This is a genomic window from Pontibacter deserti (assembly GCF_023630255.1).
In the GTDB taxonomy this organism is placed as follows: Bacteria; Bacteroidota; Bacteroidia; order Cytophagales; family Hymenobacteraceae; genus Pontibacter; species Pontibacter deserti.
The window spans coordinates 151291-166503 of sequence record NZ_JALPRS010000001.1; the positions used below are offsets into that span (position 1 = coordinate 151291).

General features: G+C 44.8%; 13 protein-coding genes. 8 read left to right on the forward strand and 5 right to left on the reverse strand.

Annotated elements, in window-relative coordinates; translation table 11 throughout:
• Positions 1–105: 105 nt before the first annotated feature.
• Positions 106–1662, forward strand: coding sequence for a gluconokinase (locus MJ612_RS00640; protein WP_250418999.1), 1557 nt, complete (start codon positions 106–108; stop codon positions 1660–1662).
• A gap of 46 nt (positions 1663–1708) precedes the next feature.
• Positions 1709–2608, forward strand: a complete 900-nt coding sequence (gnd, locus tag MJ612_RS00645; protein ID WP_187028481.1) for a phosphogluconate dehydrogenase (NAD(+)-dependent, decarboxylating) — start codon at positions 1709–1711, stop codon at positions 2606–2608.
• A 22-nt stretch (positions 2609–2630) separates the two neighbouring features.
• Here the strand turns inward: gnd and MJ612_RS00650 are convergent, their stop codons facing one another.
• From MJ612_RS00650 to MJ612_RS00665, 4 genes are all read right to left on the reverse strand, one after another.
• The gene (locus MJ612_RS00650) at positions 2631–3299 is read right to left on the reverse strand and encodes a hypothetical protein (protein ID WP_187028483.1); all 669 of its coding nucleotides are present in this window, start codon (positions 3297–3299) and stop codon (positions 2631–2633) included.
• Between the two features lie 10 nt (positions 3300–3309).
• A complete protein-coding gene (locus MJ612_RS00655) occupies positions 3310–4020 on the reverse strand; it encodes a hypothetical protein (protein ID WP_187028485.1) in 711 nt (236 codons plus the stop codon).
• Positions 4021–4081: 61 nt separating this feature from the next.
• On the reverse strand, positions 4082–4363 hold the full coding sequence (locus MJ612_RS00660) for a GNAT family N-acetyltransferase (RefSeq protein WP_187028487.1): 282 nt from the start codon (positions 4361–4363) through the stop codon (positions 4082–4084).
• Between the two features lie 82 nt (positions 4364–4445).
• Entirely contained in the window at positions 4446–4892 is a 447-nt protein-coding gene (locus tag MJ612_RS00665) for a GNAT family N-acetyltransferase (protein ID WP_187028489.1), read from the reverse strand.
• Positions 4893–5069: 177 nt separating this feature from the next.
• On the opposite strand from MJ612_RS00665, the gene MJ612_RS00670 reads away from it, so the two are divergent.
• Positions 5070–5510, forward strand: a complete 441-nt coding sequence (locus MJ612_RS00670) for a hypothetical protein (RefSeq protein ID WP_187028490.1) — start codon at positions 5070–5072, stop codon at positions 5508–5510.
• A gap of 81 nt (positions 5511–5591) precedes the next feature.
• Here MJ612_RS00670 and MJ612_RS00675 read toward each other — a convergent pair whose 3' ends face one another.
• Positions 5592–7799: a M3 family metallopeptidase gene (locus tag MJ612_RS00675; protein ID WP_187028492.1), complete on the reverse strand. Its 2208-nt coding sequence runs from the start codon at positions 7797–7799 to the stop codon at positions 5592–5594.
• Between the two features lie 266 nt (positions 7800–8065).
• Between MJ612_RS00675 and MJ612_RS00680 the strand changes: the two genes are divergently transcribed.
• The 5 genes from MJ612_RS00680 to MJ612_RS00700 all read left to right on the forward strand — a co-directional run bounded on the left by MJ612_RS00680 (position 8066) and on the right by MJ612_RS00700 (position 15180).
• The gene (locus MJ612_RS00680; RefSeq protein ID WP_187028494.1) at positions 8066–8311 is read left to right on the forward strand and encodes a hypothetical protein; all 246 of its coding nucleotides are present in this window, start codon (positions 8066–8068) and stop codon (positions 8309–8311) included.
• Between the two features lie 259 nt (positions 8312–8570).
• Positions 8571–12596, forward strand: coding sequence for a response regulator (locus MJ612_RS00685; RefSeq protein ID WP_187028496.1), 4026 nt, complete (start codon positions 8571–8573; stop codon positions 12594–12596).
• Positions 12586–13416 carry a CheR family methyltransferase gene (locus tag MJ612_RS00690; RefSeq protein ID WP_187028498.1) on the forward strand — a complete coding sequence of 277 codons (831 nt, stop codon included), beginning with the start codon at positions 12586–12588 and terminating at the stop codon, positions 13414–13416. Before MJ612_RS00685 ends, MJ612_RS00690 begins: the two co-directional genes overlap by 11 nt.
• Positions 13416–13988 (forward strand): chemotaxis protein CheB, encoded by a 573-nt coding sequence (locus tag MJ612_RS00695; RefSeq protein WP_187028500.1) that lies wholly within the window; start codon positions 13416–13418, stop codon positions 13986–13988. Before MJ612_RS00690 ends, MJ612_RS00695 begins: the two co-directional genes overlap by 1 nt.
• A complete protein-coding gene (locus MJ612_RS00700) occupies positions 13978–15180 on the forward strand; it encodes a sensor histidine kinase (protein WP_187028502.1) in 1203 nt (400 codons plus the stop codon). The genes MJ612_RS00695 and MJ612_RS00700 overlap by 11 nt, the downstream gene beginning before the upstream one ends.
• The last annotated feature ends 33 nt before the right edge of the window (positions 15181–15213 follow it).

Genomic DNA, 15213 nt, shown 5'->3' on the forward strand with positions numbered 1-15213 from the left:
CGTAATATTACGATGATAAAAATAAAAAGTAAAGCAAACTATAAAATATTTTTCAGGAGCCAGTAGAAAAGTAAAGTATAACTTATAGGTATAGCTGCGTAGACAATGCTTAACAGACAGGTTTACATGCAGCAGGAAACTATAATCGGGGTTGATATTGGTACGACCAGCACCAAGGCAGTGGCTTTTGGCGTGGATGGAAAGTTGCTGTTTCAGTATGCCGTAGAGTACCCGATCTATAGTTCGCAGCCTGGTTATGCTGAACAAGACCCGGAGCAGGTTTTTAAAGCCGTGTTACAAACGCTTCAGGTTATAGTTGAGAAAATCAGGCAGGCAAATTATAGTTTACTGGGTGTTAGCTTCAGTAGCGCGATGCATAGTTTGATTGTGCTGGATGCTGCGGATAACCTGCTTACCAACTGCATTATCTGGGCCGATACGCGAAGCAACCTGCAGGCAGAAAAGCTGAAACAAACCGAAACCGGCTATGATATTTACCTGCACACCGGCACACCCATCCACCCGATGTCGGTGTTGCCGAAGCTGATCTGGCTGCGTGAACAGCAACCGGATTTGTTTGCCAAAGCAGCCCGATTTATAGGCATAAAGGAATATGTGTGGCACAAGCTGTTTGGGGAGTTTATAGTTGATCATTCGGTTGCATCTGCCACTGGGCTGTTCAATATTTTCCACCTTACCTGGCATAACCCTGCGCTGCAAATTGCCGGAATCTCACCACAACAACTATCCAAACCGGTACCTGCCACTTACTGCAACTATAACTTAAAACCAAACTATGAGGAGCAACTCCATCTGCCTGAAAACACACCTTTTATAGTTGGTGCAAACGATGGCTGCCTGGCAAATTTAGGGGCAAACGCTATGGATGATGGCCACCTTACCATTACGATCGGTACAAGCGGGGCAGTGCGTGTTATGGCCAGACAACCAGCTACCGACAGGCAGCAACGCATTTTTAGCTACATCCTTACCCCGGAGCATTATGTGCTGGGCGGAGCTGTAAATAATGGGGGAGTGGTGCTGCAATGGTTCCGGGATACTTTTTACAGTTCAGAAACGGCAACTGCCAAAAATCATAACGAAGACCCTTATGCGCTGCTCTGCAACGATGCTGCTACTGTGCCTGCCGGAGCCAATGGTTTGCTGTTTTTGCCTTACCTGTTTGGTGAGCGCGCGCCTGTCTGGGATGCCAGCGCCAGCGCCTGTTTTGTAGGGATGCGATTTGGACATACACGCGCTCACTTTGTACGGGCGCTACTGGAAGGCATCACATTCAACATTTATAGTGTGGCAAAAGCGCTGGAGCAGGTTGCAGGGGCGGTCAGTAAAGTATATGCAAATGGCGGTTTCTCCAGGTCAGCACTATGGGTACAACTACTGGCCGATGTTTTTAATAAGGAAGTGCACCTGACGGAAACGTACGAGAGCTCTGCTTTTGGCGCGGCTATAGTTGGCCTATATGCTCTAGGCAAAATTGACAAGCTGGAAGATGCTGCCAAACTGGTAACTATCACCAAAACCTATACACCCAACCCTGAAAACCACCAGCGCTATCAGAAGAACTATAAGATTTTCGAAGAACTCTATACCAAGCTAAAAGATACTTTCAGCCAGTTGGATGATCTTAGAAACGAACCATAGCACCGCAATGCAAGTAAGATTTATATTGAAATTAAACTGAAAGAGTATGCAGATAGGACTGATCGGGTTAGGTAAAATGGGCTACAACCTGGCCCTGAATCTCCGCGACCACCAGCACGAAGTAGTAGCCTTCGACATTACCCGTGAAACTATAGACAGAGCTGCTACCGAAGGCATAACTCCCGCTTATACCATACCCGAAGTCGCGCAGAAACTATCTGGACGAAAGGCTGTCTGGATAATGGTGCCCGCCGGTGACCCTGTAGATGCTGTAATATCTGAGCTTTTGCCTCTCCTGAAACCCAACGACATTATTATTGACGGCGGTAACTCTAACTTTAAACAAACTATAGTTCGGGCAGACAAGCTAAAAACGCAGCAGATTCATTTACTGGACTGCGGCACCAGCGGCGGATTGAGCGGCGCACGAAACGGAGCCTGCACCATGGTGGGCGGCGACCCCGATGCTTTTACCTATGTAGAGCAGATATTCAAAGATATTTCAGTAGAGAAAGGCTATCTGTACACAGGAAAATCGGGGAGCGGGCATTTTGTGAAGATGGTGCACAACGGTGTGGAATATGGAATGATGCAGGCCATTGCCGAAGGCTTTGAAGTACTTTATAAAAGTGATTTCGGGCTAGACTATAAAGAAGTGGCTCGCGTCTGGAACCATGGCTCGGTGGTACGCAGCTGGCTGATGGAACTGGTAGAGAACGCTTTCAGCAAAGACCCGGATCTGTCAACTATAAAAGGCATTATGCATTCGTCTGGCGAAGGAAAATGGACCTTAGAGACTGCGCTGGATATGCAGGTACCAACACCGGTAATTGCCCTTTCTGTGCTGATGCGTTATCGCTCTTATGAAGCAGATACGTTCTCAGGAAAAGTGGTGGCAGCGTTACGCAACGAGTTTGGCGGACATAAGGTGGAGCAGGCGGAGTAAGTTATACTTGTAAACCAGCGATTTAAAAGTGATAAGAGGCAAATGCCACTAGATTTATCGTTGTCATTGATAGCTTATACTTTGCTGCATTACCTTGTGCATCTGTAAGCTTAAATGTTGGCCTGGTACTTAGTATACCTGATTCTAAACCCAACGAAAACTGATTAAGGTTAATCAAGGTACCGGCACTCGCGCCATAAGCAAAAGAAGTATTGGTATCCGGAGCATGATTTATAGTTCCGTAGGGTGTTTCAACCTGCAGAGAGGCCGAGCGATTAAACGCAGCTCCGACAGAACCTTTTAAATAAAGATTTCGGGTGAGGGTGGAAAAGTTAAATTGTAGATCTGCCAGCGTAAATACCGATTGCCATGATTCACTGTTTTTGCTAATCACCAGTTCATCTGTATCACTTGCAAATTCATCTAAATCCATTGCGTTGCGGCGTAGGCCAAGTGTGGCGCCAGCAGCTAGGTAGGGTTTAATATCATGTAAGTAACTTATCTGTGCTAACGGCCCGGACAAGGCAAACGGAGTAAAAGTATCTTCGAAATCAGAACTGCTAAAGTCGCCAACCGGAAAAGCACCACCAAATGATATACTTATTCGTGAAGAATGAGTTAACGAATCAGGTTGTGCGATTGTGGTAAAGGCACAAAGTACAAGCAGCAAACCAAGTATAGATTTCTTCATTTAGGTAGTGCTAGAAGGTAACCTGGTAAGTATAAACCTGGCCTGGAGGCACGGTAACGGTATCTTCGGTTACGGTTTCGGTGCCGGCTTTCCGCTTCTCAGTCCGGATAATGACCTGCTGGTTTGCAGCAACTTCAGATTGATCTTCAGGAGTAGTTTTACTCCAATACAGTGTTTGCATACAATTCTGGTCCTCTGCCGACTCACCTATGTCAAATATAAAGCAGGTATACATGTAGTCTCCTGTCTGCATGACTGCTGTGTTCTGTGCCTGCACTTTTATTATTGCTTTCTGGGGCAGATTATAGTTAAGCGAAATGGTAGTGTCGCGACCCAGTTCGTATGCTGTAAGTATAGTTGTGCTACCTGGTTCCGATAAAAACTTAGTCTCGTTGATGTGCGCATTCACTTTTATAATTCCCGGAGTGTTCGAATCCTGTAACTCGTCATCGCGCAGCAGAAAACTTAGTATATAGTTTCCGTTTGTATCGGTAGTGGTCACAGCTTTGCGGCGTGTCTCACCTCCTAACATATTGCTTTCATCCCAGATTACATCCAGTTTTACGCCTGCCAATGGTTTGTTTCGGCCATCGGTGGTAAGTTTACCGGTAATTACGGTGCAGGAGCCGGGGCAGTGTTTGCTTATAAAATCATCTGTTTCTTGAGCGCAGCCGGAAAGTATAAGCAAGAGTGAGAGTAGTAAGTATAACTTTGTTTTCATAGGTATAGCCTTTGCACTAAACTAGTGAAATATAGACTATTTGCTATAAAGTAACAAAAAGTTATTTGAGTAGGTCCTGGTGTTGTTTGTTACGGGCGATATACTTAGCAACAACCGGGCAGGTAGCTATCACAGTAAACCCGTTATCGCGGGCAAAGCATAAACCTTCTTCAATCAGTTGCTGAGCGATTCCTTTGCCGCGGGCCGATTCGGGTACATAGGTGTGTGTAAAGTCTATTTCTTTCTCTGAAGGTTTTGCGTAAGCCAGTTCCGCTTCTTCGTCGTCTTCTAAGGTAACAGTAAACTGCTGATATTTTTCTTCGTGTACGATCTTTACATCCATAATAAAGTAGTTTAGTGATGTAAGTTTACGCAGCAGTCGTTGTTAGGGTAAACCACCGGTAGCTCCAACTATAAAATTATAGTCAGACCAATATCATTTTAATATGGTCAATGCCATCTTCGTCGTACACATCGCTGCTCTGCACAAACCCAAAGCTTTCATAAAACTTTTTGGCGTATAACTGTGCACCTATTTTAATTGGCCCATCCCCGAAAAGCTTCCGGCACTCTTCAATCGAGAAATCTACCAACTGCTTGCCTACACCTGTACCCCGCACAGCCATACTGGTAACAATTCTACCAATCGACATTTCAGTATAGCTTAAACCCGGTGGTACCAATCGCGAAGATGCTACTAAAGTCTGCCCATCGTAAAACAACACGTGGTAGCATTGCTGGTCTTTGTCATCCAAGTCCAGGAAAACACAGTTTTGTTCTACCACAAATACTTCGCTTCGCAACCGGAGCAGGTCGTATAGTTCGGCGTTAGTAAGGTCGTTAAAGTGTTTGCAGATACGGGTAAGCGACATAAATAGTATAGGTTAAATAAAATCTCAGCAAATTTAGTGTATCTGGAGCAGCTTACATGAAAATTTAGCTCACTTCCTGTAATTCAATTTTTTAAAACGATTGTAGAAGATAGGATGTAGTATAAGTTATCAATCATGTCCTATATTTGTAGATAAATTTATACTAATTAATGTGGCATGGAACTACCATTTCATCCTGAGTCGGTTACAGAAGAAGTGCTGCAAAATGACTTTGTCTCGATTATTAACTGTCAGTCCGATTCCTGCATTCTGATCAAATGGAAAAGACAGATTGATTTTGAAGAGCGAAAAGAGATCTTTTTGTGGGCGTACCAATTCTGCAAGGATAATGAAGTAAAGAATTGGCTAATTGATGATGAAGAAATATACATAATTACATCAGAGGAAAGAAATTGGGTAGCAAACGAATGGACGGAGATAGTGGCAGATTCAGGAATCCGGAAGATAGCGGTTTATGTTCCGGAGTATAACTACAATGCCCTTGCTAACCAGACTGATTTTACCCAAACGGCACAAAATAACTATCAGCGGCACGGCACAACGGAGCACGAAGTGTTTACCGATTACCAGACCGCCATGCACTGGATACGGTCTTAAGTATAGGAAATAAGGCTTATAAAATAAAAGGTCCTGCAGGTAATACCTGCAGGACCTTTTATTTTAAGCTAACTATAAAAATTACTTATTTGAGCTACCTGATTTAGAGCTGCCAGATGGCACCGGGAAACCACGGTCACGCATCAGGGCATCAATCTTGGCATCACGGCCACGGAACAGTCTGTAAGCTTCAGCTGGGTCCATGGCGTTGCGCGGCGCAAACAGGTACTTCACCAGCTTGGCAGCTACTTCTTTATCGTAGAATCCGCCCGGCGCTTCTTCAAAAGCTTCAGCAGCATCAGAAGTAAGTACGTCGGCCCACAGGTAACCATAGTAACCGGTTGCATATCCTTCGCCGGAGAATACGTGTCCGAAGTGTGGTGTACGGTGGCGCATTACTACTTCCTTCGGCATGTTCATGGCAGCCAGGGTTTCGCGCTCAAACTTATCAGGGTCTAAGCCATTCGGGTCTGCCAGGTGAAGTTTCATATCCATGATGGCAGAAGCCAAGTATTCTGTTGTTTCAAAACCCTGGTTAAAGGTAGATGCTTTCTTGATCTTAGCTACCAGATCGGCAGGCATCGGCTTGCCTGTTTCATGATGCTTCAGGAACTGGTTGATCACCTTATCTGTAGATAACCAGCGCTCCAGCAACTGCGACTGGAACTCGGTATAGTCTCTCACGCCGCTGTTCAGGGTCGGGTACTTTACATTAGCAGCCAGGAAATGCAACGCATGGCCAAATTCATGGAAGAACGTAGTCGCATCATCCCATGAAACCAGAACAGGCTCACCCGGCGCAGGCTTCACGAAGTTAGAGTTATTAGATGCCAGTACCGTTTTCTTACCATCGAAGGTAGTATGCGCGCGGTAGGTAGTAGCCCACGCACCAGAACGCTTACCTTGGCGTGCAAATGGATCAAGGTACCATAAGCCAATATGCTCACCAGTAGTTTTATCGGTTACTTCCCATACTTTCACATCCTCATGAAATACAGGAACCTTGCCTTCCTCTACAGGCGTGAATTTAAAGTTAAACAGCTCGCCTGCTGTAAAGAACATAGCCTGTGTCAGGTTGCTCAGTTCCAGGTATTGCTTTACTTCATCAGAGTTCAGGTCATACTTCTGTTTGCGCACTTTCTCGGCGTAGTAGCGGTAATCCCAGGGCTGTATTGTTATCTTGGTTTTGCTGGTAGCGTTTGCTACTTTCTGCATATCGGCTACTTCTTCTTTTACGCGGGCTATGGCAGCTGGCCAGACAGCATTCATTAAAGCCATAGCATTTTCAGGGTTCTTCGCCATACGGTTTTGTAAGCGCCACTCAGCATAGTTGTCGTAACCCATCAGCTTCACACGCTCGTTGCGCAGTTTCAGGATTTTGGCAATGATGGCATTATTGTCTTTGTCGTCACCGTTATCGCCACGCGAGTAGTAGGTGTTCCATACTTTCTCACGCAGGGCACGCTCATCCGAATAGGTAAGGAACTGGTCCATGCTGGAGCGGGTGTTTGTAACAGCGTACATACCAGCTTTGCCACGATCTTCGGCAGCTTTGGCTGCGGCCTTCACAAAATCTTCGGGTAAGCCTTTCAGCTGGTCTTTGGTCAGGTACGTTACATAGTTCTCTTCGTCGGCCAGCACGTTGTTCCCGAATGCAGTATAAAGCGACGAAAGCTCTTTGTTGATCTCAGCATAGCGTTTCTTTGCTTCGGGGCTCAGGTCAGCACCTTCCATGGCGAAGTTCTCATATACCAGTTGTACCACACGCTGCTGGTCGGCTGGTAACGGGTTCTTCTGAGCGTTCTCATAAACTGTTTTGATACGCTGGAACAGCTTCTCGTTCTGAGATATTTTAGAGCTGAATTCAGAAATTTTAGGGGCCAACTCTTCCTGTATCTTTCTGAACTCTGGTGTAGATACGTTGCTGCTCCAAATACCATAATATGTAAAGGCTCTGTTCAGTTCTTCACCAGCCCGCTCCATCGCTTCTATAGTATTCTCGAAAGTAGCGGGAGCAGGGTTATTGGCTATAGCTTCTATCTCAGCTAACTGTAACTCCATTCCTCTTTCCATAGCAGGCTTCAGGTCTGCCAGGTTCATTTTGTCGAAGGCAGGTACGCCACCATACGGCCCGGTCCATTCTGTCAGCAGCGGATTGGTTTCAGCCTGCTTTTGTTCTACGGCAGTAGGTGTTTGCGATTGCTGCGTTGTTGTGGAAGTACAGCTTGCAAGGGCCAGTAAAGCCATTAGTCCGGTTTTGGTTCCGGTGGCAATTATATTGTTTCCCATAGGATGTTAACTAGTTGTTTTGTGGTAAGTGTAAACACTGAATCTTAATTAATAACACAAGATACTATAAAATCAATGGTTATACGCGCTGCCAGGCAAATGTTAGTTTAATCTGCTTCCAAAATCATATTTAAGCGTAATACTATCAGGTGGTTATACGTTATACAGAAGTGTGTCTGCTATTTACCCGTTTATGTAACGGGTTTACCCATAAAACCGGCAGGCACCTGTCGTTTCCTTTTTTTTAGTTTCTCGTATATGTCTCTATGGATCTCACCCAATTCAATACATATTCTACAGCAGCACGATTCGAGATAGTCTGGGAACATGGTACTTTCCTGGCTTATCGCGGCAGAAGAGGGTATCGCATCGAACTGTTTGATCTTGGCAACTTCCTGGCTGAAGTATGGTTTAACCCACAAACTAACGTTACAGCGCTGGTTAGAGGGTATCAGAGCAAAAAAGCACTGGAACTGTATGTTGGCAAGATCAACCTAGAAATGTTAAGCTAAATCTGCCTGCTCTCACCCGTAGCACCTGAGTTTAGTAGTTTATCAGATCAGACTACCCGTCTATAACTATAAACTATAAATATCACAACTATAGTTTTACAAAGCTGAAGCCTTGCGATCTGTTAGCGGGGCTTTTATAGTTTATATCCATAAAACTTTTTCTGTTTTATAGTTGATCAGTACTTAATTAAGAAGATTTGAATGCGTTTTTTATAATTTGCGCTTCTATTACATCTACCCAGGCACTTAAAAACATTAGATGAACATAATCAAGAATTTAAAGATCAGAGATAAGCTTATTCTTCTTCTCTCACTTTTACTTATCCCGCTGATCTATTTTGTAATTACAACCATCAAATCTGAGATTGATGAAAATAATAAACTGAAACAGGAAGTAGTTCATTTAGAGGAAGCTGAAAGGATATCTGATCTTGTGCATGCCTTGCAAAAGGAGCGTGCCCGCATAATGGCTGCTGCCATGGGCAACGAATCTTTTTTATTGGAAGCCCGGAGCCTGCGAAGTATAACAGACAAAGCTGAGCAAGATCTGAAGGACTTTCTGATAAGTTCCGGACGTCAGTTCCCGGACCTGGTGTTACTGAATGAATTAAAAAAATACCGAAACGATCTGGATCAGAACAAGCTTAATGTACAGAATTTCAGAACGTATTCATCTGATCTTATTTTTACTTTCCTGGATAGGATGGATGCCAGTGCAACAGGTGTAAGTAATGCTGAGATCTCAACCCAGCTGGAAAGCTTCCGGAACCTGGCAGATGCAAAAATTCAGTTAGGCAGGATAAGAAGCCTGCTGATGATGGTAATACAGGATAAAGCCTTTACCTATGAGAATTACGGGCAGATTAAATCACAGATAAATTTCTATAACGAGGCGCTCAAAGACTTTAACAGGTTTGCCAACGAAGAAACAATACAGGATATCCGGGAGGTTACAACTTCAGATAACTATAAGCAGGTAGCTGCCATTTTACAGGCCATTGAATCAAACCCGCGGCTCGATCTTTCTGCTTATTCCACAACAACTACGTTCAATGTTTTTACTCAAAGTATAGAAGATTACAGAAAAGGGGAGTTGCGCCTTATCGATAGGATTAGAGCACAGGTACAGGAAGAGAGCAATCAGAAACAGCAGAACATGGTGCTGCTGATGGTATTTATAGCTGCCATACTTGTGCTGACAACAATACTTTCTGCTTATATCATTAACATGATCTCCGTTTCGTTATCGAAGTTAAAGTCCGCGGCAGACCGTATTAAGTTAGGTGCTACAGATGTTGACATAGATATTTACAGCAAAGACGAAATTGGCAGTGTGGCTTCTTCCTTCAGGGGCGTAGTGCATAAAACTGTTGCTTTGTCGGAGGTGGCACAGGCAATAGGCGAGGGTCGCTATGATGTGGATATAACTGCCCAAAGCGAACATGATGTGCTGAGCCATGCCATCAAGGACATGAAGGATAACCTGCAGACCTTTACAACCGAGAATGCAAACCGTAACTGGGTATTAACAGGGGTTGCAGAATTTAACAGCCAGGTGAGCAGCGAAACCACTCTGAATAAAGTGGCAGAAAAAGCGATCTCTTTCCTGTGCCATTATACCAGCTCTGAAGCAGGTATAATATACTTGCACAACGATGCCGGTAAACTGGAGCCAGCTGCCAGTTATGGTGTGCCGTATAGCCTGGAACAGTTGCCATCGTTTGCAGTAGGTACAGGTAAGGTAGGGCAGGCTGTAAGCGAAAAGGGCATTATTGTACTGGAAGATGTATCAGAAGATTACCTGAAAATTAAAACCGGGCTTTCTGAAATTGATCCGGCCTCTGTTATTATTCTTCCTTTATACTTCGGTAAAACTATAGTTGGGGCTATTGAGCTTTGTTCGCGCCAGCAATACACCCTTTTGCAACAACGTTTCTTCGATGCTGTTTCTGAGCGTATTTCGGTGGTAATGCATACCCTGAAGGCGCACCTGCAAACACAGGAGCTTTTATACGAAACACAGAACCAGGCCGAAGAGCTCGAAACTCAGCAGGAAGAGCTTCGCCAGTTAAACGCGGAGCTAAAGGCATCTGAAGAAGAATTGCGTGTAAACCAGGAAGAACTACAGGAAAAAAATACTGAGCTGGAAGAGAAAGCCCAGTTGCTGGAAGAGCAGTACGAAGCATTGAGTGGTAAGAACAAAGCCCTGGAAGATGCCCGCGCTGCTATTGAACTGAAGATACAGCAGGTAGAAACAGTTAGCAAGTATAAGAGTGATTTCCTGGCAAACATGAGCCACGAGCTGCGCACGCCGCTTAACAGTATACTTATACTTTCCAGGTTGCTGGCCGATAATGTGGAGAATACGCTGTCTACAAAACAGATCGATCATGCCCAGATCATACACCGCTCGGGCAATGACCTGCTGAAGCTTATAAACGAGATACTGGACCTGTCGAAGATAGAATCTGGTATGGTAAAACTCGAAACCGATGAACTGAAACTGGAAGACCTGAGAATGGAGCCAATGTTCCGGGAAGTGGCTGCCAAAAAGAAGATACGCTTTACTGAGAAATATACCCCAGGAAGTTTCAATACTATAGTTACAGATCGTTTCAGGCTGGAGCAGGTACTTAAGAATTTTATTGGCAATGCCATTAAGTTTACAAACGAAGGCGGCGAAGTAGAACTGGCAGTGTATGAAGTAAAACAGCGGCCACGCTTTAAATCCGAGCAACTCCGGGAGCAGGCAGATATAGTTGCCTTTGCAGTACGCGACACAGGTATAGGTATCCCGAAAGAAAAACAGGATGTGGTATTTGAAGCGTTTCAGCAGGCAGATACTTCTACTACCCGCAAGTATGGCGGAACAGGCCTGGGCTTAACTATAAGCAAGGAGCTGGCAACCCTGCTGGGTGGCGAAGTTATGCTGGAAAGCGAACCAGGCAAGGGAAGCACCTTTACGCTATACTTACCACGAGTGCTACAGACAGTAGAAGCCAGGAAAAAGGAAACAGTAAAAGTTACTCAGAATGCTTCTTCTTTCAGCAGGGCAGAATCCATGAGCCACGTCTTCGACAAAATGGAGAAGAAGGATAAGCATGATAAAAAAGATATCTCGGTACTGATCGTGGAGGATGATAAGGGCTTCAGCGATATTCTGGCAGACTTTGCTGCCGCCAAAAACTTTAGAGTACACCAGGCCTATACCGGTACAGACGGCTTACGCATGGCCACTGAACAAAAGCCGGATGCCATGCTGCTCGATATCCAGTTACCGGATATGAGTGGTTGGGATGTGCTGAAACAGATACGGGAGGATAAGGCTCTTCGCCATACCAATGTGCACGTTATGTCGGCGTATGATAAAGAGGTGATAGGCGAATACGAAGGTAACGAAGAGTACCTGCCGAAACCGGTAACCCTGGAGATGCTGAACAAGGCTTTCACTACCATTTCGGGCGCTTCAGGAGCATCAATCGAGAACATCCTGATAGTGGAAGACAACGAGGTAGAGAACCATGCGGTAGCAGAACTGTTGTTGGCTCATGGCCTGAAATCTACATCAGCTTACACAGCCGAGGAAGCAGAGCAAGTATTGGCCAAGCAGAAAGTAGACTGCATTATACTTGACCTTAACCTGCCAGGCATGAAAGGCTACGACTGGATGAAGAAGATCAAATCTACTACCGGTCTGGCTGATATTCCGATCATCATTTACTCTGGTAAAGACCTGAGCGAAGAAGAGGAGACTTCCCTGAAAGAGTTTGCTAATACGATCATCATCAAGAACGAGTATTCTTACCTGCGCCTGCTGGATGAAGTACAGCTTTTCCTGCACAAGGTAAATCAGAAACTGCCAGCCGGCAGCGACTTTAAAATGAAGCTGCACGTGCCGGAGGAAATACTGAAGGATAAAAAGGTACTGGTAGTGGATGATGATGTGCGCAATATTTACTCGCTGAGCAGCCTGCTGGAAATGCACGGCATGGAAGTAGTAGTAGCTTACGATGGAAAAGAAGCGCTGCAGAAACTACAGAGCGAAACAGGTATAGATATGGTACTGATGGACGTGATGATGCCTGAAATGGACGGGATAGAAGCTACAAAACGAATTAGGCAGATTTCTCGTTTTAAGCAGCTCCCGATAATCGCGCTCACTGCAAAAGCCATGAAAGAAGACAAGGAGAAATGCCTGGAAGCAGGTGCATCCGATTACATACCTAAACCAGTAGATACCGATAAGTTGCTGACTTTAATGCGGGTGTGGTTATATGAAGCATAGCAGCGAGATACTTTTTGAACAGGATGTAGAATCGCTGCTAAAGGATATTCATCTCCAGTACGGGTATGATTTCAATGGGTATGCGCGGGCATCTGTGTACAGAAGGATCAAGCGTTTTCTGGCACATAAACACCTGAACAGCTTGCAGGAACTACGCGCCCCACTATTTGCCGATAGTTTCTTTTTTGAGAATTTTCTGCAGGAAGTGACCGTGAACGTGACTGAGATGTTCCGTGACCCGTCTTTTTTCCTGTCGCTGCGCCAGCATGTGCTGCCTATACTTTCTACGTATCCGTTTATTAAGATCTGGGATGCCGGCTGCTCTACCGGCGAAGAGTTATTTTCGCTGGCTATACTTCTGAAGGAAGAAGGCCTGCTCGAAAGAACAAAGATCTACGCCACCGATATTAACCAGAAAGTGCTGAAACAAGCAAAAGAAGGTATATTTTCGGCTAAACATATGCCGGCTTACACGGCAGCCTATTATGCTGCGGGTGGTAAACAGGAATTTTCAAGTTATTATACAAGCAACTATGGTAGCGTAAAATTCAACTCCTCGCTGGTGAAGAATGTGGTATTTTACCCACATAACCTGGCTACCGATTCTTCTTTCAATGAATTTCACCTGATCCTGTGCCGCAACGTGCTGATATACTTTGGACGCGAGCTGCAGGAGCGGGTATTTAACCTGTTTGATGAAAGCTTAGTGAGTCTTGGGTACCTAGGCCTGGGTAAAAAGGAAACGCTGTCTATGTCCGGAATCAGTGGCAATTATATGGCAGTTGATAAGAACAACCGGATCTACCGGAAACAGAACTGATGACTGCATCTCCGAAATTAATTGTGATAGGTGGTTCCTGGGGCGGAATACAGGCATCGTTGCAGATACTGCAGCAGTTGCCACCGGACTATAGTATCCCGATTGTGTTGGTATTGCACCAGCTCCGCAATAATGAAGGAAACCTGCAGCAGGTATACCAAAAGAAAATAAAGCTGCGTGCTGTAGAGATAGAGGAGAAGGAAAGTATAAACAGCGGGTATGTATATTTAGCGCCGACCAATTATCACGTACTTATAGAGAATGATTATACATTTGCTTTAGACGACTCAGAACTGGAAAATTACTCCAGACCATCTATAGATGTGACCTTTACAAGCGCAGCCGACGTGTTTGGAGACCAGGTAATCGGAATCTTACTTAGTGGTGCCAGTAAAGACGGAAGTTCAGGATTAAAGTATATCTTTGAAAAACAGGGCAAAGCCATCGTGCAAAATCCTGAAGAAGCTGAAGTAGACACCATGCCACAGGCAGCCATCGACCTTATACCTGGTTGTAGTATCATGAATTTAACTAGTATACAAGCATTTTTACTTTCTTTACATGTTAGCTGATCAGCATCTTACTCCTGCAGTTTTAGATAGTGCCGTGCAACCGGTCAAGATCCTGTTAGTGGATGATAAGGTAGAAAACCTTGTTAGCCTGGAGAGTTTACTTGCAAAAGAAGATGAGCATATAAGCTACATTTTTGCCAACTCCGGTGAAGAGGCTTTAAAAGTTGCTTTACAGGAAGAGCTTGCCCTTATTTTGCTGGATGTACAAATGCCCGGCATGAACGGTTATGAAGTAGCCCGCTACCTGCGCGATATTTCCAAAACACGGGATATACCTATTATTTTCGTGACAGCTATAAACGAGCAGGATGCGCATGTAATTGAAGGCTTTGAGGCAGGTGCCGTAGATTTTCTGTTTAAGCCGTTGCACCCTTACGTTACAAAAGCCAAGGTATCCACGTTTGTAAAGTTTTACCTGCAGAAAAAAGAACTGGAGCGCGTAAACAAAGCCACCCTGGAAATAAACCAGCAACTGGAAGAGCGTGTGAACGAACGTACAAAAGAGCTCACCAAGGTAAATAAAGACCTTGATAACTTTGTATACACTGCCTCACACGACTTAAAAGCCCCTATAAATAACATAGAGGGCCTGGTAAAAGCGCTGAACGAAACATTGCATGAAAATGGCACAGAACTGGAGGGTGTGGCGCCGATCATGGAAATGATAGATGGCTCTATCACCAGGTTTAAGAACACACTCCTGGACCTGACAGAGATTGCCAAAGTAAAGCATGAGGAAGAGGCAGGCGAGGAAAGTATAAACCTGAAAGAGATACTGGAAGATGTAAAACTGAATATCAAAGATCTGATTCAGCGATACGATGCCATTATTCTGGATGATTTCTCGCAGGTGCCAGACATAGTTTTCTCCAGGAAGAACCTGCGCAGCATTATCTACAATCTTATTTCAAATTCTATTAAGTATTCTTCACCGGAGCGTAAACCGGAGGTCAGGATAACATCTGCTTCAGCAGGAGATTATACGTTGCTGACTGTGCAGGATAACGGACTGGGAGTTAAAAAAGAAGACCAGGAGAAGGTATTCGATATGTTTAAGCGACTGCACGCGCATGTAGAAGGCACAGGCGTAGGGCTTGCCATCGTTAAGAGAATAGTAGAAAATTGCGACGGTAAAATAGAGTTCCAGAGTGAGCTGGACAAAGGTTCTGTTTTCAGGGTATATCTGAAATAAGGCTAAACTATACCTGCAGTACCTGCACCTGCT